Origin of the sequence: Pseudanabaena sp. FACHB-2040 (assembly GCF_014696715.1) — a bacterium.
Taxonomy (GTDB): domain Bacteria; phylum Cyanobacteriota; class Cyanobacteriia; order Phormidesmidales; family Phormidesmidaceae; genus JACVSF01.
In genome coordinates this window covers 315,421-340,777 of sequence record NZ_JACJQO010000006.1, presented here as the reverse complement: position 1 = coordinate 340,777, position 25,357 = coordinate 315,421, and the positions used below count along the sequence as shown (strand labels likewise).

Genomic DNA, 25,357 nt, shown 5'->3' with positions numbered 1-25,357 from the left:
CTGAACGGGTTCAACTTCAACCAGTCCGTGCTCGACTCACAGGGTCGTGTGATTGCCACCTGGGCTGACGTAATCAACCGGGCCAACCTGGGTATGGAAGTGATGCACGAGCGTAATGCTCACAACTTCCCCCTTGACCTGGCTGCTGGCGATGCTGCTCCTGTAGCGCTCACCGCTCCTGCCATCAACGGCTAAATCTAAGGGCTTTAGCTGAGTCTCTAATCCGTATTAATCAAAAGTGTGCTCTCTGACCTAGTATAGAGAGCACACTTTTTGTCCTGAGGCAGTGATCTACGTCAGTGCTCTTCCTGGAAAGTTGTCACAGGCAACAGCCTAAAATCTCACAAGCTTAAGGGGGCTATATCACCCAACAGTTTCCTGATTCGGGAGATTATTGGAACAACGCAAGGAACACCACTGACCAACCCCCTAGGAGAACACTCCTATGACCCCCAGTAAGCAAAAGGTCTTTGAATTTGCTTTACGCGCAGTTGCTTAGGCCGTACCCTCCCCTCTTAATTCAGCTTTGAACAACACACGACATTGCCCCAGACGACCCTGGGGCAATTTTTTTTCTATTGCCTTAACTGCGTTTTTTCGAATGCGGTTGGGCTCCCTAAGCGATTCTCATACGGTTTTATGTGCAGGAGAGACTAGACCGAGGAAAGAGGAAGAATCAGTCTCTCAATCCCCCATAGCGTTCCCAATCCAGCCGTAGTAGACAGCCTATGGCTCTATGCCTAAGTTTAGATAGGCCCTAGCCTTAAAAATCATCAATCAAGCCACTCAAGCGAGCCAGGACAGGATCTTCTTCAGGAAGTTCTTCGGGTTCTTGTTCTTCTCGGTAGGGCATCGGTTCCGAGGCTCCCTGAAGAGAAACTAGGGAAGCCGGGACAGTTCCTCCTAATTGGGCAACTTGGAGAGTCAACTGCTGTAGCTGCGTCTCTAATCGCTCCAATCGCTTTTTCTCTTGAGAAAAAAAACGCTGCTCCACACTCAGCAATTGAGCCTGAAGAGACTCTATTTGGTTTTCTATAGGAGATGGTGTTTGGCTGGAGTAAGGCTGAGTACCCAGTAAAAGCTGGTGAAGGGCTTCTTTACAAAGGCTGCTAAAACTCAGACCTGGCTGTCTCGACAGCTCAGCCTTAACAGCCGCTAACAAGGTTTGATCAAGCGCATTTTGATTAAAAAAAACCGTTTTTCTCGCCTGACGTAACCACTTTAATAACATCATCTTTGTCCTGAAACGGTGGCGCTGCCAACTGACCAAAATCTCTTCCCAACCGATGTCAGGATCGCCTTGTTAAAACACTCTTTAGGGCGAACACGATCAAGTTGCGGTTGGGAAGAGATTAGGCACAGCTAGCTCGCAAACAAAAGGGGCTAAGCCACAGAACGGGCCGAACGGGCCGCCGCTACCTGGGCCTCCCCATAAATATACTGCCCTAGGGCGTTGGCTTGACGGCAGGGCGTAGCGAGGTGAGCATTAATCTTGGCTTCTTTCAATAACCGCTGGATATCTTCCCAGAAAAATTCTCCGCCGCCGCCAGTGAGGATGACATCTGTAACGCGCTCTGGCAACCAAGCCAACAATCGGTTACACATCTCTCGAGAGAAACTCTCTTTGAGGTTAGGCAAAATATCGTCTAAGTTGGTTGGCTTATTTGCTCCCCGAGGACGGTAAAACCGTTCCCCTTTAGGTCGATTTACAGCCGCAATCAAAGCCAGAGACTGGCTATCTGCCCCCTCAATTTGAGATGCCACCTGTTCATAAAACTGGCTCATGGCAAAAGCTTCACTTCTAGAAACCCCGCGAGCAAATCTGAAGTTGTCTACCATCAGGCAATCAGTGGTTTGATGACCGATATCAACAATTGCAACTGGCAGCTTGGTAAAGTCGAGGCTGGCATCCTTCTTTTCTTGGACTTCACTCCATAGAATGCTGCCGTAACCCTCGGGCATTACCCAAACCTTGTTGATGGTGATGGTGATGGGTTCACCTCGGTAGCTCATAACATGCGGGCCCATCAGCAAACTGATTAGCTGTTCTTTTTCGCGCTCAAACTGGTCCTGGGAGTGATAGGGCAGGCCTAGCACCACCGAAATCTCGTCTCGCAGTTGGAAGTAGCCAATGCAGGCCAGAACTTTGACCAAAGCATCGTTAACTTTAGATTGGCCGACCCCTAGATTAGCGCCAAAGTCTTCTGCTAGCTGTCCTACAGCGTAGCCACTGCCCTGGTAAACCAACCAGATGTCTGAAAGGGGTTCAGTTGCACGGGCTTCAAAGGCTCCCCCCTGCACCTGTTCCATTGCCAAATGCTTAACGTTAGCAGGGATGAAGACGACGCTGTTGGGATCGCGACTGATAGAGGTCTTCGTAGAGGTTCGCCCCAAATCAACGCTTAAAATGGATTTGGGCAACCCACCGTTTTCCTTAGGAACTTCGGCATCGCTAGATGTTTTTACCAGCGATGTCTGATTCATAGGTATAGAGGCAGCTTGTGACATGGCCATTGGATCCGAACCCTTTATCAAGTTTCAAAAAAACACCAAGTCCGAGTGCCAGCATCAAAGTTAGCAAAAAATCTTTAGAAACTTTGATATGAATTAGGCTTTGGACTTGATGGCTAATTGTCCAGACTATTAAACCAAAGGAGTGTTCCAAAAAAATCTTTCTTTTGGAAGCTGCCTCTGTGCATTACAATGCTAAGTATTTAAATATCTCGACAGGCGAGTTTTGCCTGTTTCATGCACCAATTCTATTCATCATCCAACTCTGTATTCATAGGGGAAAGAGCTGTGATGAATCTGCTCCCCTACTTCCTTCAGATAAGCCTGCCTGACTAAGCGTCTAAAAGAAATGCTTCAAAGAGATACAGAGTTAATCAGTAGGTGCTAAACGATACCGAGCTCTCCCCCTGTACGCTTAAGAACAGTCCCAGTACTTTAAACCATTGCTATCTAGTTTTGTTAGGTGCGATCGCATCACAAGTGTTGCTTAACAAGCCGATAGCCTCTAAACTCCAGCATCTCTGGGCAAACCCAAAAGTACTCTATCAAATAGACACGAACAATACGATACGATTTCTCATGTTTACAGAGCCTCTTGCCCGGCCATCTGTTCTGCTCTGTTAGTGGTATCCAACCTATACACCAAGCAAGTGATCGTCGATTTTGCTCATATTGCGCAACAGCTTCACCTAACGCCCCGCCTCTGAAATAGGGGCTGGGTTCTTCCGGGGGTTCGTAGGTCGGCTTTGCACCAATGATTTTGCTTGACTCTATATTCCGTGCCCGCAAGACCTAAATAACTGGGTGCTTCCCCAAGTTCAAAGTCCACCGAGAAATTTACGGTGTTTTCGTGAGTGAAGTCATCGCGCAACATGGAGCTAAGCAAAAGTAGCTTACAGATATGGTGCCGCCTCCAGAAGTCTGCAGCCCGCTCTTGGGGAATGATAAATGGGAATGAGAGGGTTAGCGCCTGTTTCTACTGTTGGGACTGGTAAGCACTGCCCACTTTATATAAGAGTGCATGACCTGCAAGGGTGCATGACGGTCTGGATGAGCAGGATGCTCGTCCTCTAGTGACCTTTAAGGTTACTAACTAACATCAAAAATGAATCGGGATGACTGGATTCGAACCAGCGGCCCCTTCGTCCCGAACGAAGTGCGCTACCAAGCTGCGCTACATCCCGAAATGCTCTAACTAGGGTAACACAGGAACCGCTGCTTTCTGGTGAGCGGTTTTGGTCTAAGCAACTTCATCAGTTCTTTAAACTTTTCGATCCGGAACACAGCTAGAGGTGGCGAAGTCTTAACCATTGTGAAGCATAATCACGGGTTAAGGCAGATGACTGAGCAACTAAATCGCGAGCGGTCTGCACCCCTGCAGCAAATTACGCCCTCCCTAGAGAGCTTAGAACAGGGCCAATTGAATAAATGGCACAGGGATGGGCTTTCCCTACGCAAAAGAAAGAGCCCAGCCTGTAGAAACTCTCGTCACTCAGGGTTTTCTGCCATGCTCTCTGCCATATCCTCGACCTCGTTCTCTCCACTCAACTCATTCCCTGGAAATCGGCAGTTGTCTCAGCCCACTAGTCAGTCCGCACCCCTTCAACGGTGCAGCCTGCCTTTCCATCGACTCACGCCCTTTGAGTCGGTGCGAGAGCAGTTTGCTGAGCGGGGGGTTATTTTTGAAGGTGCGATCGCACTTACCCCTTCAAACCCCAGCTTCTACAGCCAGGTGCCGCGTATTGTGTTGATGCCCATTGCTCAGCGGCATGCAATTACCATTACGCTCAAAGATCAACGGCCCCGCATTTCCTTGAAAGTTCGGGGATATAAAGATATTCGGCTAACGGCCCTCGACAATAGTGGTCACTGCCTAGCCCACTGTAAAACCTTTCGCTATCGCTATGCCGAGCACGATAAGGCTCCTTTAGAAGAACTGACGGTAGAAAGTCGCCGCACAGGCGGGCTGATTCTAGAATCATCGGCCCCGTTTGTGTTGGAATCCTTTAGCTTCTAATGATTGGCTTGAGCCAGGCCATCCTCAAAACGCCAGCGTCGAAACGCAGCGGGCGTATGCTTGGCATTTCTGAGTTCGGATTGAACGGTTCTACTCAACGAAAAATCCTAGAAATTAGCCTTTCAATGAAATCTCTATAGAGATTCGGCCTGCGCCCTCGCCGCCCTTGGAGACAGCAGATAAACTCATAGCAGCCCATTTTCTGTGATTGGAACTAGCCATGACTGCCGCCTCTGCTCCCGTTCCAGCGACTCCAAAACCCATCAAGTTTGGCACCGACGGCTGGCGTGGTATTATCGCCGCCGACTTTACTTTTGAGCGCGTTGCCCACGTTGCCAGTATTGCCGCCCACGTCCTCTATAAATACTTTGGTGAAGAAACCCAGAGCCGCACCGTAATTGTGGGTTACGACCGGCGATTTCTGTCGCCTGAGTTTGCCCGTACCGCTGCCGAGGCGATCAGAGAAGCTGGGTTTGACGTGAGGCTTTCTACCGACTATGCGCCTACTCCAGCCTTCAGCTACGCTGCTCATTACCAAAAGGCTCTAGGCGCGATTGTCATTACTGCCAGCCACAACCCGGCAGCCTATTCGGGGCTAAAAATTAAAGGCGCTTTTGGCGGTTCGGTCTCGCCCGAAGTCACTCAGCAGGTCGAAGCGATGTTGCCTCATCTTTCGCCACCGCTGGGTCAGCCCGGCGGCCTAGAGATGTTTGACCCTTGGCCCGACTACTGCCGCGCGCTTCAGGCAGAGGTCAATGTTGGTCAGATTCAAGCTGCGATCGCAGACGGTCAGCTAACTGTCTTTGCCGACGTTATGCATGGCGCTGCTGCTGGCGGTTTAGCCAAGCTGCTAGGCCAGGACACTGTGCATGAGCTTAACACCAGCGCCGATCCCCTCTTTGGCGGCGGTGCTCCCGAACCACTGCCCAAGTACCTCGGAGAACTGCTGGAGACTGTAAAGGTCTACCAGCCCGCCAACCCCGAAGGGCTCAAGGTGGGCCTGGTGTTTGATGGTGATAGCGATCGCATCGCCGCCGTCGATGGGCAGGGCGAGTTTCTCAGCTCTCAAATTCTTATCCCCATTCTGCTAGAGCACCTGAAGGCGCGCCGAGGCTACACCGGAGAAGTGGTCAAAACCATCAGCGGCTCTAATCTAATTCCGGCCATTGCCAAGCTCTACGACCTGCCTCTACATGAGACTGCCATTGGTTACAAGTACATTGCCGATCGCATGCAAGAATCGGCGGTGCTGCTAGGCGGCGAAGAGTCGGGCGGCATTGGCTACGGCCACCACATCCCCGAACGAGATGCCCTACTCTCAGCCCTGTACGTGCTAGAAGCCGTGGTGATGGCCCAAGAAGACCTGAGCGATCTCTATCAAAATTTGCAGAAGAAAACCGGCTATTCCTCAGCCTACGACCGCATTGATTTGCCCCTGCCCAGCATGGAGATCCGGGCCAAGCTGCAGCACCAGCTAGACACCCAACCGCCCGAAGCAGTCGCCGGAAAAGTAGTTACCGACTGCCTCACCATTGACGGCTACAAGTTCACCCTAGCGGATGACAGCTGGCTGCTAATTCGATTCAGCGGCACCGAGCCGATCCTGCGCCTCTACAGCGAAGCCCAGAATCTAGACGAAGTGCACAAGCACCTGCACTGGGCTAAGGACTGGGCTAGCTCGATTAGCTAGGCGTGGGCGCGAGGGAGGAGGACACGGAGACGGCGGAGACATAGAGACAGCTCTACCCGATCTCCCCTACTCTCTCGCTCCCTTGCTCCCCCATCTCCCTCACAATCGGCTACTCTCGGTGCATGGTCTCTCCCTCCCCTTCGGCCGATTCCTCAACGGCAAATGCCAACTCTCCACGAGCTGGATTTCTAGTGTGTGGTCTAGGCAGTTTGGGCCAGCACTGTGTTGCTAACCTGAAGATCTTTGGTGTGCAGGTCAGTGCCGTAAACTTGGCCCGCCCTGAGCAGTGGGAAATCCCCCAACTGCCGGACTTGCTCGATCATCTGGTGATTGGTGATTGCCGCTACGCTGAGGTGCTGGAGCAGGCTGGGGTAAAGCAGTGCCGAGCGGTGCTGCTAGTGACTGAGAATGAGCGGGTCAATCTAGAGGCGGCGTTAACAGCCCGCGTGCTTAATCCCAACGTGCGGATTGTAGTGCGCTCGGACAAGCAAAACTTAAATGCTTTGCTCAGCCTGCAGCTCAGCAACCTGATTGCCTTTGAACCGACAGAACTGGCCGCTCCTGCCTTTGCCCTAGAGGCTTTTGGGGAGGAACTGCTGGGCTTTTTTCGCATTGAGGAGCATCGCTTTCAGATCTTGAGGCGGCAGATTCGCCCGGAAGATGCCTGGTGCGATCGTCGCCGCCTGTATGAGCTAGAAACACGCAACCGGCGCATTTTGCGCTACCGACCCTTTGGTCACCCCAAGGACGAGGAGGATGTCCTTAACGCCTACAGCCCCTCTAGCCAGTTTTACACCTGGCTGCCCAACGTAACGCTGCGGGCTGGGGATGAGATTGTGGTGGTCGAGACGGAGACCGAACGACCTACATCTGGGCGGCAGCGGTTGCGCTGGCCCCAAGGGGCTGGCCTCCGACCATCGCGCCGCTCCTCTCTACACCTACTTTGGAAGAAGCTGTGGGCTCTTCACGGCTGGTCCGATATTGAGCGAGCGTTACTGCAGTTTTGGCAGGCCAGCTACCAGCAGCAGATTAAACGGGTTGCCATCTTGTGCGGCCTGACGGTGATAGTCCTCTGTCTGCTAGGCACAGGGCTACTGTACTGGACTTCTCCCAACTCAGAAATGCGCCTACAGGATGCCTTTTATGCCTCAGTGGTGCTGCTGTTAGGAGGCTATGGCGATCTGTTTAGCGACCTAGTGCCCGACGTTCGCTACCCCGAGCTGATTCGGCTTTTTAGCCTGATGCTCACCTTGGTAGGAACAGCCTTCATCGGGGTGCTATATGCCCTGCTAACCGAGAAACTACTGACTCTAAGATTTGAGTTTTTGGCGCGGCGGCCTCCCGTGCCTGAGCAAGACCATGTAGTAGTGATCTGGCTAGGCCGAGTCGGGCGGCGAGTTGTGTCGTTGCTGGAGGAGCTAAAACAGCCTGTGGTTGGCATCAATCCTGAAGCGCTAGATGCCGGCATGCTGCCTCAACTGCCCTTAGTCACCGGAGACATTGCAGCAGGCCTAGGGAAAGTCAACCTGGAAACAGCCAAAAGCGTTGTTGCCGTCAGCGATGACGAAATTCAAAATCTGGAAATGGGGCTAATGGCTCATCGAGTCAATGCTGACTGCCGCCTGATTATTCGCACCTATGACCAGCAGTTTAGCGACAAACTGGCTCAGCTCTTTCCCTATGCCCAAGTGCTGTGTGCTTCAGCGATCTCGGCTGAAGCGTTTGCTGGGGCAGCCTTTGGTGAGCATGTTCTCAGCCTCTTTCGCCTCTACAACCAGACCATCCTGGTGACCCAATACACTATCGAAATGGGCGATACCCTATCTGGTCACCTACTCTCTGAAGTGGCCTACGGCTACGGCGTAGTGCCAATCTGGCACCAACGTCCCAACAAATCAGCGACCGTAATGCCTTCAGAAGATATTCGGCTGCGGCCTGGAGATCGGCTGGTAGTGCTGGCCACCATTCGTGGGCTGCGTCGGGTAGAGCAGGCAGATGTAGCCCCCCGACGCTGGCAAATCCGGGTGGAGATGGCCCTAACGAACGATGCCCGCTTTGATGGGGCTTCCGAACTGGCCCGGGTCTCAGGCTCTGACATTGGCCTAGCCCGAGACTTTATGACTCGGCTGCCCGCAATATTTCCCGCAAAGCTACACAGACATCAGGCGCTGCGGCTGGTGCGACTGCTGAGCGCAGCCCAGGTTAAGGCGCAGATGGTGTCGGCTGAGGAAACTTTAGGGAGATAGGGGGATTGGGGCCTACTACAGGTTTACTTTTTGCACTGCGCTTAAGAGAGGTTAAAGCAAAAATAGGCATGCTCACGGCAGAGAACGGCTAATTCTCTATAATTTTCAGGCTTTGCTTTGAGAAGCGACACGTAATTCTCATTAAAAAAGCGCCTCCTGAGAGACGCTTTACAGATTGAATCAAGGTGTTGGGGAGGATCCCAGAATCTCTACCCGTTTAGCCAGCGGGCAATATCCTTGGCATGGTAGGTCAGAATCGAATCAGCGCCTGAGCGTTTGAAGCCGAGCATGGTTTCCATCACCACTCGCTGCTCATCGATCCAGCCATTTAGGGCAGCCGCCTTGACCATTGAATATTCCCCAGACACGTTATAAGCAGCCACAGGGAGATTGGTTGCTTCTTTAACCCGCCAGATAATGTCCATGTAGGCCAGAGCGGGCTTGACCATCAGCATGTCGGCCCCTTCTGCAATATCTAGCTCAATTTCTTTGAGCGCCTCGGTGCCGTTGGCTGGGTCCATTTGGTAAGTACGGCGATCGCCAAACTGCGGCGCTGAGTCAGCAGCATCGCGGAACGGCCCGTAGTAGGCAGAAGCGTACTTAGCGGCGTAGGAGAGAATTGGAATCATCTCGTAGCCATTCTCGTCAAGCCCGGTACGGATGGCCTGGACAAAACCATCCATCATGCCGGAGGGGGCGATGATATCGGCACCAGCTTTGGCCTGAGCTACAGCGGTTTTCTTTAGCAGCTCCAAGGTTGGGTCGTTGAGGACTCGGCCCGTCAAGTCACCGACTTCTAAATAGCCGCAATGGCCATGGGAGGTGTATTCGCAGAGACAGGTATCGACGACCACCAGCAGGTCGGGAACGGCTTCTTTGACTGCAGTCGTTGCTTGTTGCACAATACCGCAGTCATGCCAGGCCCCAGTGGCATCGATATCTTTGTCTTCGGGAATGCCAAACAAAATGATGGCCGGAATGCCCAAGCTGTAGACTTCTTTGGCTTCTTCAACAATCTTGTCTACAGAGAGTTGGTAGACCCCCGGCATGGACTTGACTTCGTTCGCAATGCCCTCGCCGGGCACGGCAAACAGTGGATAGATCAGGTCGGCGGTGGTCACCACATTTTCCTGAACCATACGGCGAAGTTGAGGATGGCTGCGGAGCCGACGCGGGCGGTGGTTTGGGAACATAGGACTACTGCACCAGGCGACATTAATGAGGAGTCAGGAGAAAAAAAAGATGCCTTGAGCAGAGGCACCTTAGCGAAGTGCTAGTTCACTCAATTTTTAGAATTGTTTCCAAGTCTAAAGCCTGGGGCGGCACCCAAGACAAGCGGGTGTAACGTTCTGTAACCCAGAAGACACCCTAGGAGACGCCTCAGAATAGGGCCTCTAAAACATTGGGTCGTGCTCATAGTCAAGGCACTCTCCTGCTTGCCAGATGCGGCCACTTTGTTCACAGCTGGTTGGGTCGTGCTTAAAGGGAATGCCTGCCGGAGCGGCGGCCTTGTGCAGCGGGATGGGATCAACTCTTTGGAGCAGCAGCAGCCCTAACAGCAGTAGCGAACTCACGGCCATGCTGCCTACGACAATCAGCCCATGAACAGGCGTCCACAGGGGGTGAAGCTGGCGCTCTTGAGCCCGCCGAGCCGGGGAGCGTCGCTCAGAACCTGCCAGCACAACTAGGTAAAACCGGGGCCAGAAAGGGGCGGAAATGCGGATATCAACTGTGTGGTGAGATCTGGATCGTTGGTTCAGTGCCTGCTCTAGGGCGTCTAGCTGGGCGTTGTCAAAGGTAGTGGCGATGTGAGGAGGAATATGCTGTAGTAGAGTGTCTAGGGGGAGGTGCGATGGCCTCTGGCCGGTTTTTGACCATTGCACCTGATCCTGAGCGTTGACTTTCATGAAGAGTGATTTAGATCAGCGAAAGAGCACGGCAGATGCAGAAAAGCGTGCGACAGATTTAGCCTGATTGCCCTGGCCCCTTCAATAAATCCGTCGGCGGGCCAGCTTAGCGTGTTCTCAAGGTGCCCACCCTAAGTTAGGACTATCCCCTGAGAGAGGCGCTACAGGCAGCCTTCACATTGGCACCACACAATCTTTAACGACTTCTAGAGCACCTGCTGAGATGGCCTGAAAAACAAATTTCAGAAATTTTGAGTAATACGTGCAGTCTGTATGCTAGATTTATTAATCGTGTCCGAGATATAAATCAGACACTTCTGAAAGATGCTTCTAGCGAGCAAATGCTGAGGGTTTTTTCAATCAGCAGTGCAGCTAAAAGATACGGGTCGCTAGCTCAGCGGTAGAGCACTCGGCTTTTAACCGATTGGTCCTGGGTTCGAATCCCAGGCGACCCATTTTTTCTGAGATTTCTCTCAGCACAGATTAAATCTCCCCTGAATCAGCTGTAGTCTTTACCTATACATCCAGGGGAAGAGCCTGATATTCTTAAGGTAGCTTTTAGCTTGTCAAAACATTTCGTTATAGACCCACGTTCTACCTTAGAATCAATAGGTAAGGTTACCTATTAAAAGGTCTTAACTGCCAGAAGGCGAGAACACACTAGGAGGATATTTATGGCACTTGTTCCAATGCGGCTCATGCTGGATCATGCGGCTGAAAACGGTTACGGCATCCCTGCCTTTAACGTAAACAACATGGAGCAGATCCAAGCGATCATGCAGGCTGCCCATGAGACTGATAGCCCCGTGATTCTGCAGGCTTCTCGCGGTGCTCGTAAGTATGCTGGTGAAAACTTCCTCCGTCACCTGATTCTGGCTGCGGTGGAAACCTACCCCCACATCCCCATTGCGATGCACCAGGATCATGGCAACGAGCCTGCGACCTGCTACTCCGCCATCAAGAACGGCTTTACTAGCGTCATGATGGACGGTTCTCTCGAAGCAGATGCCAAGTCTCCTGCCAGCTACGAATACAACGTTGAAGTCACCAAAGAAGTGGTGAAAGTGGCTCATGCTCTGGGCGTGAGCGTAGAAGGCGAACTGGGCTGCCTGGGCTCTCTCGAAACTGGTATGGGCGAAGCCGAAGATGGCCACGGTTTTGAAGGCAAGCTGTCTCAAGACCAGCTGCTGACTGACCCTGACCAAGCTGTTGACTTTGTGCTGGCTACTCAGGTAGACGCGTTGGCCGTTGCCATCGGCACCAGCCATGGAGCCTACAAATTCACCCGCAAGCCGACCGGTGAGATTTTGGCGATCAGCCGCATCGAAGAAATTCACAACCGGTTGCCCAACACCCACCTGGTGATGCACGGGTCTTCTTCTGTACCTGAAGATTTGATTGCCGTGATCAACCAGTACGGTGGCACCATCCCCGAAACCTACGGTGTACCTGTAGAAGAGATCCAGAAGGGTATTAAGCGCGGTGTTCGCAAAGTTAATATCGACACCGACAACCGTCTGGCGATCACTGCTGCTGTGCGTGAAGCTCTGGCTGCCAACACTAAGGAATTTGATCCCCGTCACTTCCTTAAGCCTTCTATTAAGTACATGCAGAAGGTGTGTGCTGACCGCTATCAAGAGTTCTGGACTGCTGGTAATGCTAGCAAGATCAAGCAAGAGTCTTGCGAGATCTACGCAGCTAAGTACAGCAAGGGTGAACTCGACGCTACGGCTGCTAAGTCTCCTGCAACTGTTTAAGGTTACTTAAAAGCGGGTTGGGCTACTTGGCTTAGCTCTATAAGCGGAGACCTACAGTAGGTCTCCGCTTTTTTAATGTTTTTTTGTACCCAAACGCTACTGCAGGTTGGGAAACCAGCGCCTCCGCTTTTCCATCTGGGCTTGAGACGAGAAAGGGGGCTAGTTTAACAGGCGCTGGAGGGTGGGAATGCGAGCAATGACTAGATAGTCCAGCAGCAGGACTGCTACCAGTGACAGACCGACTAAAGGAAAAGCAATACCTAACACCGCTGCGATCACAAGTGGCACCTTCCACTGGTTGCCGTCAGTAGGAAAGGGGGGCGCGCCTAATCGACCCGACGGGCGGCGCTGCCACCACAAGATCGCACCGCTGATGCTTAGCCCGATCAAAATTAGGCAGGCTAGCAGCATGAGGAGCTGGTTTGCCAGCCCAAAGTACTTGCCCATGTGGATAGCAATTCCCATCTCTACAGCTTTGGGGACTAGCCCATAGTCTTGCCAGCTCACATTTGCTAGCAGCTGGCCACTGTACTGGTCAATGTGCAGGGTGACTTCTTGCGTCGGGTCGTTGGGAGAGGCCGATACGGTGTAAACTCCGGTTTCGCCCCCTGGTAGGCTGATGCTGTAACCCGATGGAGCGGCATTGGCCTTGGCAATTGTCACAATCTCATCAAGGCTGATGGGGGTAGGTGCGATCGCAGGCAAGTCTCCACTGTGCGTATGCACCAGCAGCACCGATTGGGGCATAGGCAGCTTTTCCACCGCCCAGGGCACAACCTGTTCGCCAAGGTAGTTGAGTTGCTGGGTTAGCACGGTAGATTGCGGCACCTCATCCCACATTTGCGCCGGAAAGCGGCCCCAGACATTGGCAAAGCTCTCACCCCAAAAGCCTGACCAAGGCAACCCCGTCAAGATCAAAAAGGCAATCAGCAGTGTGCCGTAGACCCCAGGAACTGCGTGTAGGTCTCGCCAGAAGATGCGTCTGTTCTGGCTCCAAAGCCTGGGAATTAACGTGCCCCAGACGCTAAAGCGCTGGCGAGGCAGCCATAGGTAGAGACCGCTGATCAGCAAGACCAGCGCCCAACAGGCCGCCAACTCAACCAAATAATCGCCCCAGCGGCCGATCATCAGTTCACCGTGCAGGGTGCGAGCGATGGCCTGAAGGTTGTGGTCCTCGTCGCGCGCTCCCAAGATTTGCCCTGTGTAGGGGTTCACAAACACCATCAGATTGCGCTCGTCGGGAGTGGCAATCTGAATCTCTGTGCTGCGGTTGTCGGCAACGGGGGGAATTACCTGGGTCACTGCTGCCTCTGGATAGGCCCGCTGCACCGCCTTCATCTGCTCGGTGTAGGTGACCGCTGCAGGTGTTGGCTGCACAAACATGAGATTGCGATACATCACAGTATCGAGCTGAGGCTTAAACAGATAAATAATCCCGGTAATTGCCAGGATCAGCATGAAGGGAATGACCCACAGACCGGCATAGAAATGCCAGCGCCAAACTGCCTGATAGAGACGATTGGCTGGACTTGATACTGCCACGTCAGCGGATAAGGATTTGGCCATAGAACGTCTTCTGAGCACCCGTTATGGGCATAGCGATAGGGAGGAAAGCGGCTAAATCCCGGCAACAGGGTTTCAAAAAACCCTCGATTGGCGGATTAGCTAGCAAGACCCTCTCTCAATCGCTAAGAAAAGTCAAAAGACAGGCCGTCAAAGTCATGTTTATGGTGGAAGAAAGCTCTGGTGATGGCTGGGCGGTGAAGGCCAGTGGGACCATCGCAAGCAAAGAATACAGCGAGAGTCTCGACACCTGCCGAGACTCTCGCCTTAGAGAATTAGTTTATTAATGCGTCTTTAATTAAGCGGCTGTGGTAAACAGAACTGCCCAGACAGTACCGATCACGCTAATAGCAATTAACAGGTTGTTGAAAAACCGGCCTGCTTCGGTGTTGAAGCCCAAAGTTTTGTCTTCTTTGCCTGCTGTGAAGAACAGAGACCAGGCTTGGTTAGTGTTAATGGCTTCAGCACTATTGAAGTTAGGACGAAAAACCACGGGGCCAACTAGATCTCTTTGGGGAAAGTCAAAATCGCTTCTCATCACGGTTTCTCCTGATAGGGTCGGTGGTTCGAACTCTTTGGGGCGAATAGTGCGCCCTAGAGCTGAGTTAACCAGCTAATGATGCCGTGGCCGGTTAGCGCTTCAAAGGCAATAGCGGAGATAAAGCCAATCATCGCTAGACGGCCATTGAGCTTCTCAGCGTACTCGTTGAAGCCAAACTGCTGAGTATCGTCAACGTAGACCTTGGGCTCAACGGCGAAGTTGTTGAGGAGACCGCCTTCTTCTGTAGTGTATCCGTGAGATGTCATTGGGGTTCTCTCGTTGGTTTCTGAAATTAATGTAACATAATGTAAAGACAAGTGTAAACAAATGTTGCAAACTCCTTGACGATAGAGCTAAGTCTTCTTAATTTTGGTTCTTTGATTTGGCTGCAGGTTGGGGAGTCGCTTCTATCCCAAGAGTGCTGCGATCGCACTTACCAACTCACGGGTTTCTATAGGCTTGGCTAAGTGGCGCTGAAACCCGGCTGCGATCGCACGTCCCTGGTTTAGCTCTCCGGCATAGGCAGTAAGGGCAATGGCGGGCACTTGGCTACCGCTAGGTAGCGCTCGAATTTGCCGGATTAGGCTGTAGCCATCAAGATCAGGCATACCGATATCGCTAACCAAGATATCGGGCTGCAGTTGCGGGAAAATTTCTAGGGCGGCGGCAGCAGAGGGGGCGGCGGTGACTGTGGCCCCTGCAGTTTCCAAAATGAAGACGATCAGGTCGCGGGTATCGGGTTCGTCGTCTACGACCAGCACCCGCACTCCTGTTAGGGGTGAAGCGTGAGGGAGAGGGGGGGAGGAGTCTTGCCCCTTCTGGGGACTGCTAGTTTTAGCTCGGACAAGCGGCAGTCTTACCGTAAAGGTAGCTCCTTGCTCCTCGCCAGGGCTTTCGGCCTGGACGGTGCCACCGTGCAGCTCTACCAAGTGGCGAACGATGGCTAAACCCAGGCCCAACCCCCCAAATTTGCGGGTGGTGGTGGAGTCGGCCTGGCGGAAGTACTCAAAGACGTGGGGCAGAAAGTCGGGGTGGATGCCTTTGCCGGTGTCGGTAAAGGTGATCTGGGCAAATGGGTTGTCTGCTGCCTGTCCTGAGTTCTCTGTTTTGAGGGTTGGGTTGCTAGATTGAGCGGCGTCAAAGGCGGAATGATCCTTGGCCCTTGGCCCTTGCCCCGTCATGAGTGCCAGCTTCACCTCAACCCGACCCCTGGTTGGCGTAAATTTAACGGCGTTCGACAGCAAGTTCCAAGCGACCTGCTGCAGGCGGGCGGCATCTCCCAGTACAGTCAGGGATACAAGCTCGCAGTCCTGCCGCCTCTCGTCTCCCGCCTCCCACCTCACTTCAATAGACTTGGCTTCTGCAGCTAGTCTCACGGTCTCCAAAGCAGCTTCAATCACTGCAGCGAGATCGACTGGGGCCGTAGTAAGGCTGAGCTTGCCCTGGAGAATGCGTGAGACGTCTAGCAGGTCTTCGATCAGCTGGGTTTGGAGCTGGGCATTGCGCTCGATGGTTTCGAGGGCGTGGCTGGTTTTGGCGGCATTGAGCCTGCCGATGCGCAGCAGTCTGGCCCAGCCAAGAATCGGGTTGAGGGGCGATCTCAACTCGTGGGAGAGCACCGCTAGGAACTCATCTTTGATGCGGTTGGCGGCTTCGGCCTCTTGTCGGGCTGCCTGTTCTCTTAGCAGCAGCTGTTCGCGTTCGGCTTCGTCTTGCTTGCGGTCGGTAATGTCAAAGTTCACGCCGATGAGGCGAATGGGCTGCTGGTTGCTGCCTTGAACGACCATGCCCTGGCTAGAGAGCCAGCTGATGCTGCCATCGGGCCTGATAATACGAAATTCGGTGGAGAAGTTGCCCCCCTGCGCCAAGACCTCTTCTGTCAAGGCTTGAGCGGGCGGCAAATCGTCGGGATGAATGAACTGAAAGAAGGTGTCGGCTTTAAGCTCGGTTTTGTCTTTGTCTAGGCCAAAGAGCTTGTACTGGTTGACATCCCATCGTTGGACGTTGGTTTCTAAGTTCCACTCCCAGGCTCCCATGCGACCGGCATCGAGGGCTAACCGGAGCCGCTCTTCGCTCTGGCGCAGGGCGTCTTCAACCTGCTTGCGATCGCTAATATCCGTCGAGACCGTAATTAGGCCGATGATGTGGCCCTGCTCATCGCGGTAGGGCGCTTTGGTAGAAAGGTAAGCTCGCCTGCCGCTAGGAAAGTCTAAAACTTCCTCACACGTCAGGACTTGCCCGCTATCAATCACCCTTTGGTCGTTCGCCGCCATTTCGTCTACAGCTTGCTCGTTCAGCAAAATCTCGGCATTGGTTTTGCCAATCACCTCGGTTTCGGTTTTGCCCAGGCGGTGCAGCAGGGCCGAATTAGCCATCATCATTCGACCCTGAAGGTCTTTGACGTAGATCAAGGTGGGGGTTGAGGTATTGATGGCATTGAGAATAGCCGTACTTTTTCGCAGCGTTTCTCCGGCTTCTCTGCGGTTGGTGACATCTTGAAAGTAAACGGCTAGGCCATCGTGCAGAGGATTGACGTGAACCTCAAACCACCGCGATGGATTGGCAACACCCAGGCACTCAAAGACTACCGGCACCTGCTCATTAACAGCCTGACTAAAGTTTTGCTCAAAGGGGGTGCCTAGGGCGCTGGGAAACAGATCCCAAACCGATTGGCCGAGCATTTCGTCTCGCGTTCGTTGCATGATCTGCTCGGTCTGACTATTGACGTAGACAAACCGCCACTGCCGATCGAGGATATAAAACCCGCTGGTAATGCTTTCTAAAACATCGATGACTCGCTGGTTAGCGCTTTGCAGAGAGGCTTCGTTGGCCTGTATCAGCAGCAAATTGCGATCGAGCTGCTGATTTGTGGCGCGTAGAGAGCCGCAGAGCACACTGATCAAAATGCCCTCTAGAACAAAAACGGCGAGGCGCACCGTATTGCTTTGATCAACGATCAGCGAGTACCGAGGTTCCAGAAAAAAGTAATTGCTGATCAGCGTCGCCAAGCCTGTAGCCACTAGCCCCGAACGGATGCCTCCCTGCCAGGCGCTGATTACCACCGCCCCAAAAAATAGCAGAAACGGCGTTTGAGTCATTCCGGCTACGGGATTGAGCCCCAGCATCAGCACCAGGGCCAGCCCTACGCTGAGCACTGCGGTGGTGTACGGCGATTGGTGCAGGTAAGCCAGCACGGCTGAAGGTCGGCGCAAAGGAGCCCTACCCAACCTAGTAGAACGCATTCGATCGGAGTCTGTCGGGCTGAGTTTAGGCATTGAGCTGGAAAGGGTTCAGAGGAATTGGGGCTGAACAAGGCAAACGACTGCCTGCGCCAGTTCTTAAGATCAACAAGTTGAAGGAGATGTTGCTGAAATCCGGCGGTTATAGCTCGTTTTTGATCATACTTTCCAGCATAGGGGGTGATTATGGTTGCGAGCAGCGAGGGGGCGGCTTTTTGCGATCGCAACCCTGCATCCCATCTCCATTTCAGAGGTCATTGCCCGCCTAACCTCAGGAAACCCTCAACTTGATATGACAAGGTATCTGGCTTAACTATCTGAGCTGGGGAAAACGCCTATAGTCAAGCGCAATTCGACCATGCAACTCACCCTAAGACGCCTATGACTGCAACTAAGCAATGGGGCACCGAGCCCTACTGGGGACTCGATTTTGACCTTGATCCGCAGTGGTGCCTAACTCCGGCTCAGCAAGCTCTTCAAGCCAAGCTGATCGACCTGTGCCAGCGGGTGCTGCGGCCCAACGCGATCAGGTCAGATGCCGAGCTGATCTATCCGCGTGAGAACTTTAGGGCGCTGGCCGAACTGGGCCTGTTGGGCCTGCTAGTGCCCCAGGAGTGGGGCGGTCTAGGCGAAAATCACACCTGCGCCGCGATGGTAGTCGAGACGATTGCCCGCTACGGCTGCCCCAGCACCGCTATGTGCTTCACCATGCACACCGGGGCGGTAGCAGCAGCCCTGTTTCGAGCGGCAGATAACCCGGAGCTGCAGTCAGTGCTCAAGCGGCTGGACAAAGACGTGTTTATCGGCACCCTGTCTTACTCCGACCCTGAAACCGGCTCTCACTTCTGGTATCCCACCTCTTCGCGGGCTGAGGCGCTGCCCGACGGCTGGCAAGTGTTTAAGAAGGCGTCGTGGACGACCTCTGCCGGGTTTGCTGACTGGTACATTGTGCAGACCACCAGCCCCGACTTTGACGGTAATTACTCTGACCTGTCCTGCTTTTTGATCTACAGAGACGAGGTCAAAGCTGAGCCGAGTAAGTGGGATGCGCTGGGCCTGCGGGGCAATCAGTCAGGCACCTTGGAGGTCAATGGCGTGACGGTGCCGCTCAACCGCATGGTCGGCCCCCAAGGCGATGGGGCCTCCTCTAATGATGAAACGGTTGATCCCTTCTTTTTACTCTGCTCCTCTGCCTGCTGGAACGGCATTTCTTTAGGTGCAATGGATATTGCCAAGCGCCACGTCACCCGCAAAAAACACGTTGACGTGGGCATGCGAGTGGCCGACTACCCGACCATTCAAGACTATTTTGGTGAGGCAATTATGGATACCAACGCCTCCCGCTGCTTTGTCTTTTCGATGGCAAAGCTGATGGATGAGCTGACGGACAACTGCGACTGGTCGGTTCATCAGGATTTGGCGGCGATGCCCCGCGCCCAATACCTGCACTGGTACTGGCAGATCAAGTTTATCGCCGCCAAGAATGTGGCTCATGTTTGCGACAAGATGCTCCATGCCTGCGGCGGTTCCGGCTTTAAGAAGGACATGGAGATCGAGCGCTATCTGCGCGATGGCAAGGCGGGTTGGGTGATGGGGCCGACTAATGAGGTGTTGCGTCAATTTGTCGGCAAATACGCGCTGCTAGGTGGCTTTGAAGCTCTGGACTACTGGAACCAGTCAATTAATGAACGGGTGTTGCACAATGAACTGAAGAAGATGGATGTAGACGAGAAGCGGGCGCTGGCGGCTCAGCTGTTGGCCGAGGCTGAAGCTACAGAGGCGAAGGCGACGAATGGGAAGGTAGTTGCGATCGCATAAGCCCTCTCCAGAATCCCGGTTTCTCAAAGAAACCGGGATTCTAGACCCCCAGTTAATCTACAGGTTGCAAAGAACGCTGTGCAGGTTCCCCCCAAGCCAATCACGCCCACCTATCAAGACGTTCCGCCGCCGCTGGGCAAGGTAGTGGCGGAGTATCGCGTGGCGGCCTGTACGGCGCTGGCCTACTTGGTTAAAGCAGGCCAATACATTCAGGTGATCGATGTCGAAGGCTCCCAATGCTCTGACTTCCTGGCTTTTGCTGGGGAGGGCTACCAGGAAGAACTCGACGGCACGGTGACTCGCACTCTTAACGGCAGGGCCATGCCCCAGGCGGGGCTACACGGCAAATACTTCTCACAATTGATGAATCCGCTCATAGAGGTGGTGCAGGATACTTGCGATCGCCACGACAGCTTCATGCTGGCCTGCACCGCTCGCTACTACGAAGATGCTGGGTACCCGGGGCATATCAGCTGTAGCGGCAACTTTAACGAGGTTTTGGCCCCTTACGCGATTGCGCCGAGGCCGGGGTGGCCTGCAGTGAACTTTTTCTTTAATACGGCGGTGGAAGGTGGGGGTGCGATGGCTCCTGGGAGCCGGTCTTCGACCATCGCATCTGCCGAAGCCTGGTCTCGCCCTGGGGACTACGTGCTGCTCAAGGCTCAGCAAGACCTGCTCTGCGCCAGCTCCGCCTGTCCCGATGACATTGACCCAGCCAACGGCTGGCACCCCACCCCCATCCACGTTCGTATTTATGATGCGGCAGAGACGTTTCCTCAAGCGATTGGGCGACGAGTTGCCCCCGATCTACCACTGCGGCTAACTCAGGACAGCGGCTTCACCCCAGCCATTCGTCAGCACACCGGGTATTTGGTGGAGTACAGCGGCTTTTGGGCACCTGCCAGCTTTTCCCATCGAGGCGACCATGCTGAGTACTGGGCGCTGCGGCAGCGAGTGGCAATGATGGATCTCTCTGCGCTGCGTAAGTTTGAGGTGATCGGGCCAGATGCCGTGAACCTGCTGCAATACGCCTTTTCCCGCAATGTTGAAAAGCTAGCCCCAGGCCAATCTGCCTACGGCTGCCTGCTCAGCCCCCACGGCAGCATTATCGACGATGGCATTGTCTTTCGCTTTAGCAATACGCACCTGCGCTATGTGGGCAACTGCGACAGTGACGCCCTATGGCTCAGTCAGGTCGCCGATGAGCACAGCTTTCAGGTCAAAATTCAGCCTATCAGCCACCAGCTGCATAACCTAGCTGTTCAGGGGCCATTATCCCGCGACCTGCTCTCTGACCTACTGGTGCTGGACGAAGAGAGCGGCTGCAAGTCCCTTACTGATCTGCAATACTTCCGCTTTGCCCAGGGCCAACTAAGCGGAGTACCTGTGCTGATTTCCCGTACCGGCTATACCGGAGAACTGGGCTATGAGCTATTTGTCCACCCTCAGGACGGCACTGCTCTGTGGACTCGGTTACTCGATGCCGGAAAATCCCACGGCATAGCGCCTCTGGGGATGCTGGCCCTAGATCGAGCCCGAATCGAAGCCGGACTGCTAGCGGCAGGGCGAGAATTTGACGATCTAACCTCTCCCTACCAGGCAGGTATTGGCTGGACGGTGGCAATGAAGACCAAAGGCGACTTCATCGGTCGCAAAGCATTGGAGCAAATTCAGTCGCACCCTTCCAAGGTAGCTATTGGTTTAGTGCTGGAGAGCAACGAGGTTGCCTGCGGCGAGCAGTGCGTATTTGCCGAGGGCGAACGCTGGCGCGTCGGCCACGTTACCAGCGGTACGTTTTCACCGATTTTGAACCGCAGCATTGCAATGGCCCAAGTAGTGCCAGAGTTTGCCGCACCGGGTACTGTGCTAGAGGTTGGCTTTATGGATGGCCTGAAGCGGCGAGTAAAAGCTACAGTCGGGCCGCTGGCAGCTTATGACCCCACCAAGAGCCGAGTAAGGGCTTGATAGTTACTTCTGGAGCTGTTGAGACAACCAGAGGGCTGCTGCGGTATTTGACTCGCTGTCGAGGTGCTCTAGAGTTTGTTCAAGCAGGTCTACAGAAAGACCCGGAAAAACTTGAGAAGTCTGAAATTCCTCATAGCTGCCGTCGCCCTGAAGCTGGAAGAAAAAGACCTGCTTTCCTTGAGTATTAATTACCCAATATTCTGCAATTCCTAGGGCAGCGTAGAGTTTCTTTTTTTCATCTAGATCAAGGGCTAATGTTGTATCAGAAATCTCACCGACTAGGTTGGGTGCTCGCGCAGAATCTAGCTTGATGTAGCGAGACTCGCCCCGTCGCCACTGAGGTACCTCTTCACCCACATAAAAAACTAAGTCTGGAGCTGCTGCGCAAACTCCGGGTTTCTCTAGCTGGCACCGACTAATAGAGGTGTATGTCTCCTCTGGGTGTGACATTGCCCAGAGAAAGAAAAAGCCGATGAAAAGGTCGCCAATACTAGCGTGGTTGATGCCTTCGCCGCCCATATCCATCCATAGCCAACCTTGATTGAAAAAAATCCGCGCCCGTTCAATTGCAGGATTGTCTCGTAGTCGAACATAGTCTTCCCAAGTGGCAGTCTGCCACTGGTGAAGCTGAAAGGTTTTGCCTTGAAGCGTGACGGCTGTCATGGCTTTTAGCATGAGCGGTATGGTTTCATCATAGGAGACGAGGCTGGCCGCAGGTAAAAATCCCCAACACAGGACAACCCATGAAAGTAGTCATCATTGGCGCAAGTGGAACGATTGGTGCGGAGGTTGTGAGTGCGTTGTCGGCCAAGCATGAGATTGTCCAGGTAGGGCGCTCCAGCGGAGACTACCAGGTTGATCTGATGTCTAAGGAGTCTATCAAGGCGCTCTTTGAAGCGATTGGTGAATGCGATGCGGTGGTATCTGCGGCGGGGCAGGCCAAGTTTGGGCCGCTGGAGTCGCTGACGGATGAGGACTTTCAGTTCAGTCTGTCCAACAAGCTGATGGGCCAGGTCAATCTGGTGCGGGTGGGGCTAGCCTGTGTTAGAGACAATGGCTCTTTTACGCTGACGACGGGTGTGCTGGCTCAGAACCCGATGCCGGGAAGTGCTGCCATTAGCCTGGTGAATGCAGGCGTTGAAGGCTTTATGCGGGCGGCGGCGCTGGAGGCTCCGCGAGGGATTCGGGTAAATGTGGTTTCGCCGCCTTGGGTCAGCGAAACGCTGGTAGCAATGGGGCAAGACGGCGCGGGCGGGCTACCTGCGGCGCAGGTGGCAAGGGCTTATGTGGAGAGTGTAGAGAGCCAGCGGACAGGTGAAGTGCTTGATCCTCAACAGTTTGGAGGTTAGGTGTTTTTAAGAGGGCAGCAATGAAAACAACTGCTTACTTTGAGCAGAAGCTTCTTGATCGACCTGAAATTCAACGGGAGTGGTGTGAGCGAGTTCTGGCTAATCCGCTTAAAACACTCACCCAACCCAATGGCAGGATTAGTTATTGGGCTCTCGTTCCAGAATATGGCAATCGCGTTCTCAGAGTTATTACTCTGGAAGATGGGGAAACGCTACATAATGCTTACTTCGACCGAAATTTTCGATCTCGCTTGGAGAAGGGCTTAGAACCATGAAGATTCAGTATTTTTCAGAGACTGATACATTGTCGATCCGGCTAAACAGCAACGCTAGTGTAGAGTCGGAGGAAATCGCGCCTGATGTGGTCATTGACTTTGACGAAGCAGGCGGAGTGGTTGGATTGGAAATTGACCTCGCTTCGTCAAAGGTTGATCTGAAGAATTTGGACTTGCAGGGACTGTTGATTCCAGCGCTGCTTTCAAAATAGTGGAGAGTGATGGGTTATCGGCTGTACCCTATTGTCTTCCAGTAGAGCATTATGATTTGAGCGAGTTGTCCTCGACATTAGGCGATCTGGGTCAGGTTGGGATAGGCCAGCAGTAGATCGTCGTAGCTCAAGCTGTCTCTAGCATCTTGGGGGGACCAGAGCAATTCGTAAATCATTAGATATTCGGGGGGGACTGAGCCCAGTCGCTGTAGAACCGCCTGCAAATCGTTTCCAGAGTTAATCGACGTGCTGGTCAGGGGACGATCGTCTGCGGTGCCGAGCAGTAGGGTGACGACGATGTAGGCAGAGGGGTCGGCGTCTGAACGGGGCGTGTAGGCTGTACGACGAACTTCACCGCCTGTATTGACCAGGGTTTCTCGCGCTACTTTGCTGCGCTCTGCAATGGAGAGTCGCTCGAAGATTTGGCTTGCCTGTTCGCGACTGCGAACGGTCTGGGACTCGAGCCGAGCATGGGACCAATATTCGGGCGATCGCAATAGGGCCAGCGCAGTTTCCTGGAGGAGCTGGGTGAGTCCGGTCTGGCTTTCTACATCGGCGCGAGAAGCTAGCTCAGTCAGCTCTATCTGGATGGTTTTGGCCTGGGCTAGAAGTGCTACCTGGAGTTGGGTAATGGTAACGGTATCGTTGTCTATTTCATTGGCAGCGTGGTGCCCACCACCGTAGTTACTGTAGCCAGAGCGACTGTAGCCCCCTCGGCGGCCGCCGGACGAGAAGATTAGGCCAGTTCCCAGCCGCATTAGGCCAAACAGAATGGGCAAGCCTGTAAATCCAAGTATCCCTAGGAAAAACAGCAGCCCCAGGCCACCGCCACCAACGGTACCGCCGCCTGGGTAGCCGTAGCCGCCGCCATAACCACCGCCGTAGCCCCCTGGATAAGGAGCCGGAATAATGACTGGGCCTCGGCGAGGGCCACGGGGATAGTAACCGCCGTAGTCTTCGTAGTAGCCGCCACCGTAACTGCCGCCATAACCACCGCCGCCTGGAAGGGTTCTGGGGAGCCCTTCACTGGGTAAAGAGGAGGGCGGTGCTGAGCGACGAAAGCTGCCTCCGCGAGCCCGTCCGCCGGAGGAGGCCAGGAGGATATCCTCTTCACTGACAGTGCTCTGCTGGGGTTCTGGCTCTACTTCAGTGGCTTTGGCGGGGGGCCCAAAGGAAAGCCCAAGGCTGCTTAGCAGCAGCAGGATGAAGAAGAGGGGAGCTTTGCGGGTGTGCCCAGGATGCGATCGCACTTGGGGATCAGTGTTTAACCATCGCAAGGGGTTTGTCATGGGGGTTCCTCTGCTGGCGCTGTCTATGAGGGGACTGGCGGCTGCAGGACGTGGCCCTACTGCACAGAATCACTGTACCTAGGGGATTTGGGCCTGTATTCTACCTATAGTTCTAATGCCTAGGGTGATTAATTTCTGGATAAGGCGGTTTAAGGGTCAGAGGTTTCTTCATAAACCATTAGTTCACCAGGTTGGCAGTTGAGGGCTTTGCAGAGGGCATCGAGGGTGTCTTCATCGACGCGGGTTAGGCGACGGCGAGTTTTGAGTTTAGAAATGGTGGTGTAGTGCATACCTGTCAGCGTGGCGAGTTCCTTGTTGCTAACACCCCGCTCAGCCATGACAACTGCCAATTTCCAACGAATTACCACCGCATCTCAAGATTAGAAGGCTTAATTGCATAGGGATGCTATCACCTACCTGAGATCCAAACGTATTTGTTGGTCGTTGCGTCTAAATAATTTGCCGTAACGCTTGAATGTATTGGCTGGTTTCGGTAAGCTGAGTAAATACAAGAGCGATCTCAACTTGGCCTCGATAACCGGAGTTGCGATCGCTCTTGCAGATCTGGCGTTTGCCAGTATTGCGATCGCAGGTTGAGATTTGCGATCGCGTCTGTAGCGCTGGCATCTGCCAGTGCGCCCTGTTGCCTACCTTCAAGGGACTAGAAACCTATGATACAACCAGTCAAAACCGTTCCGGACATTCTCCGGGATACTCAATCTGCTGCCGATTCAGCTCGCAAGCCAATTCGTATTTTCGTTTGCGGCCTTCCTAAGGGAGTCGAGAGCATCGTCCAGCGGCTCCACATAGAAGGCTTTGCCCAAGTCGGCGAGTGGAGCAAACCTCTGCCCTCGCCTATAGAAGGCGAAATTATGCGTATCCTCACCCGCTACTGCGAAGGCTGAGCCGCGACCCAGAAACCGGGGTTCTTTAAGAACCCCGGTTTCTAAAGCCCCATCATCTACTAAGGGATGAAAA

At 53.7% G+C, this 25,357-nt stretch carries 23 protein-coding genes, 2 tRNA genes and 1 pseudogene; 13 read left to right on the top strand and 13 right to left on the bottom strand.

Going from position 1 to position 25,357, the window contains the following annotated elements:
* Positions 1-195: pseudogene (locus H6G13_RS10900) on the top strand (photosystem II q(b) protein); the annotation flags it as partial.
* Positions 196-763: 568 nt separating this feature from the next.
* Here H6G13_RS10900 and H6G13_RS10895 read toward each other — a convergent pair.
* The 3 genes from H6G13_RS10895 to H6G13_RS10885 all read right to left on the bottom strand — a co-directional run bounded on the left by H6G13_RS10895 (position 764) and on the right by H6G13_RS10885 (position 3,695).
* Complete coding sequence (locus H6G13_RS10895) at positions 764-1,270, bottom strand: hypothetical protein (RefSeq protein ID WP_190483221.1); 507 nt, start codon at positions 1,268-1,270, stop codon at positions 764-766.
* Positions 1,271-1,383: 113 nt separating this feature from the next.
* A complete protein-coding gene (locus H6G13_RS10890; RefSeq protein ID WP_199305843.1) occupies positions 1,384-2,484 on the bottom strand; it encodes a ParM/StbA family protein in 1,101 nt (366 codons plus the stop codon).
* A gap of 1,137 nt (positions 2,485-3,621) precedes the next feature.
* A tRNA-Pro gene (locus tag H6G13_RS10885) sits at positions 3,622-3,695 on the bottom strand.
* 386 nt (positions 3,696-4,081) lie between these two features.
* Here H6G13_RS10885 and H6G13_RS10880 point away from each other — a divergent pair.
* From H6G13_RS10880 to H6G13_RS10870, 3 genes are all read left to right on the top strand, one after another.
* Complete coding sequence (locus H6G13_RS10880) at positions 4,082-4,528, top strand: hypothetical protein (RefSeq protein ID WP_190483219.1); 447 nt, start codon at positions 4,082-4,084, stop codon at positions 4,526-4,528.
* 220 nt (positions 4,529-4,748) lie between these two features.
* A complete protein-coding gene (locus tag H6G13_RS10875; RefSeq protein WP_190483218.1) occupies positions 4,749-6,218 on the top strand; it encodes a phosphoglucomutase/phosphomannomutase family protein in 1,470 nt (489 codons plus the stop codon).
* A 122-nt stretch (positions 6,219-6,340) separates the two neighbouring features.
* Complete coding sequence (locus H6G13_RS10870; protein ID WP_190483217.1) at positions 6,341-8,464, top strand: potassium channel protein; 2,124 nt, start codon at positions 6,341-6,343, stop codon at positions 8,462-8,464.
* Positions 8,465-8,673: 209 nt separating this feature from the next.
* Here H6G13_RS10870 and hemB read toward each other — a convergent pair whose 3' ends face one another.
* On the bottom strand, positions 8,674-9,657 hold the full coding sequence (gene hemB, locus H6G13_RS10865; protein WP_190483216.1) for a porphobilinogen synthase: 984 nt from the start codon (positions 9,655-9,657) through the stop codon (positions 8,674-8,676).
* 201 nt (positions 9,658-9,858) lie between these two features.
* Positions 9,859-10,371: a hypothetical protein gene (locus H6G13_RS10860; protein ID WP_190483215.1), complete on the bottom strand. Its 513-nt coding sequence runs from the start codon at positions 10,369-10,371 to the stop codon at positions 9,859-9,861.
* A gap of 383 nt (positions 10,372-10,754) precedes the next feature.
* Here H6G13_RS10860 and H6G13_RS10855 point away from each other — a divergent pair.
* Positions 10,755-10,826: transfer RNA gene (locus H6G13_RS10855), tRNA-Lys, on the top strand.
* Positions 10,827-11,045: 219 nt separating this feature from the next.
* Entirely contained in the window at positions 11,046-12,128 is a 1,083-nt protein-coding gene (gene fba, locus H6G13_RS10850) for a class II fructose-bisphosphate aldolase (RefSeq protein WP_190483214.1), read from the top strand.
* Positions 12,129-12,287: 159 nt separating this feature from the next.
* Here fba and H6G13_RS10845 read toward each other — a convergent pair whose 3' ends face one another.
* Complete coding sequence (locus tag H6G13_RS10845; protein ID WP_190483213.1) at positions 12,288-13,694, bottom strand: PepSY domain-containing protein; 1,407 nt, start codon at positions 13,692-13,694, stop codon at positions 12,288-12,290.
* A gap of 23 nt (positions 13,695-13,717) precedes the next feature.
* On the opposite strand from H6G13_RS10845, the gene H6G13_RS10840 reads away from it, so the two are divergent.
* Positions 13,718-13,978 (top strand): hypothetical protein, encoded by a 261-nt coding sequence (locus H6G13_RS10840; protein WP_190483212.1) that lies wholly within the window; start codon positions 13,718-13,720, stop codon positions 13,976-13,978.
* A gap of 11 nt (positions 13,979-13,989) precedes the next feature.
* Here the strand turns inward: H6G13_RS10840 and H6G13_RS10835 are convergent, their stop codons facing one another.
* The 3 genes from H6G13_RS10835 to H6G13_RS10825 all read right to left on the bottom strand — a co-directional run bounded on the left by H6G13_RS10835 (position 13,990) and on the right by H6G13_RS10825 (position 17,444).
* Positions 13,990-14,229, bottom strand: coding sequence for a hypothetical protein (locus H6G13_RS10835; protein WP_190483211.1), 240 nt, complete (start codon positions 14,227-14,229; stop codon positions 13,990-13,992).
* Positions 14,230-14,285: 56 nt separating this feature from the next.
* Entirely contained in the window at positions 14,286-14,498 is a 213-nt protein-coding gene (locus H6G13_RS10830; protein WP_190483210.1) for a chlorophyll a/b-binding protein, read from the bottom strand.
* A gap of 141 nt (positions 14,499-14,639) precedes the next feature.
* Positions 14,640-17,444 (bottom strand): PAS domain-containing protein, encoded by a 2,805-nt coding sequence (locus H6G13_RS10825; protein ID WP_190483209.1) that lies wholly within the window; start codon positions 17,442-17,444, stop codon positions 14,640-14,642.
* A 408-nt stretch (positions 17,445-17,852) separates the two neighbouring features.
* Between H6G13_RS10825 and H6G13_RS10820 the strand changes: the two genes are divergently transcribed.
* Positions 17,853-19,289 (top strand): acyl-CoA dehydrogenase family protein, encoded by a 1,437-nt coding sequence (locus H6G13_RS10820; protein ID WP_190483208.1) that lies wholly within the window; start codon positions 17,853-17,855, stop codon positions 19,287-19,289.
* 78 nt (positions 19,290-19,367) lie between these two features.
* Positions 19,368-21,254 carry a DUF1989 domain-containing protein gene (locus H6G13_RS10815; protein WP_347277462.1) on the top strand — a complete coding sequence of 629 codons (1,887 nt, stop codon included), beginning with the start codon at positions 19,368-19,370 and terminating at the stop codon, positions 21,252-21,254.
* Positions 21,255-21,257: 3 nt separating this feature from the next.
* Here the strand turns inward: H6G13_RS10815 and H6G13_RS10810 are convergent, their stop codons facing one another.
* On the bottom strand, positions 21,258-21,917 hold the full coding sequence (locus H6G13_RS10810) for a Uma2 family endonuclease (protein WP_190483207.1): 660 nt from the start codon (positions 21,915-21,917) through the stop codon (positions 21,258-21,260).
* A gap of 80 nt (positions 21,918-21,997) precedes the next feature.
* Here H6G13_RS10810 and H6G13_RS10805 point away from each other — a divergent pair, with 80 nt between their 5' ends.
* From H6G13_RS10805 to H6G13_RS10795, 3 genes are read left to right on the top strand one after another with little or no spacing between them, the layout of a single operon-like run.
* The gene (locus tag H6G13_RS10805) at positions 21,998-22,603 is read left to right on the top strand and encodes a short chain dehydrogenase (RefSeq protein WP_190483206.1); all 606 of its coding nucleotides are present in this window, start codon (positions 21,998-22,000) and stop codon (positions 22,601-22,603) included.
* 20 nt (positions 22,604-22,623) lie between these two features.
* A complete protein-coding gene (locus H6G13_RS10800; RefSeq protein WP_190483205.1) occupies positions 22,624-22,878 on the top strand; it encodes a hypothetical protein in 255 nt (84 codons plus the stop codon).
* A complete protein-coding gene (locus H6G13_RS10795) occupies positions 22,875-23,090 on the top strand; it encodes a DUF2283 domain-containing protein (RefSeq protein WP_190483204.1) in 216 nt (71 codons plus the stop codon). The genes H6G13_RS10800 and H6G13_RS10795 overlap by 4 nt, the downstream gene beginning before the upstream one ends.
* Before the next feature lie 77 nt (positions 23,091-23,167).
* Here H6G13_RS10795 and H6G13_RS10790 read toward each other — a convergent pair whose 3' ends face one another.
* The 3 genes from H6G13_RS10790 to H6G13_RS10780 form a co-directional block, all read right to left on the bottom strand.
* Entirely contained in the window at positions 23,168-24,379 is a 1,212-nt protein-coding gene (locus H6G13_RS10790; RefSeq protein WP_190483203.1) for a DUF1517 domain-containing protein, read from the bottom strand.
* A 149-nt stretch (positions 24,380-24,528) separates the two neighbouring features.
* A complete protein-coding gene (locus tag H6G13_RS10785) occupies positions 24,529-24,747 on the bottom strand; it encodes a helix-turn-helix transcriptional regulator (RefSeq protein WP_199305842.1) in 219 nt (72 codons plus the stop codon).
* Between the two features lie 82 nt (positions 24,748-24,829).
* Complete coding sequence (locus tag H6G13_RS10780; RefSeq protein WP_190483202.1) at positions 24,830-25,006, bottom strand: hypothetical protein; 177 nt, start codon at positions 25,004-25,006, stop codon at positions 24,830-24,832.
* A gap of 44 nt (positions 25,007-25,050) precedes the next feature.
* Between H6G13_RS10780 and H6G13_RS10775 the strand changes: the two genes are divergently transcribed.
* Entirely contained in the window at positions 25,051-25,284 is a 234-nt protein-coding gene (locus H6G13_RS10775; protein ID WP_190483201.1) for a hypothetical protein, read from the top strand.
* Positions 25,285-25,357: the final 73 nt, after the last annotated feature.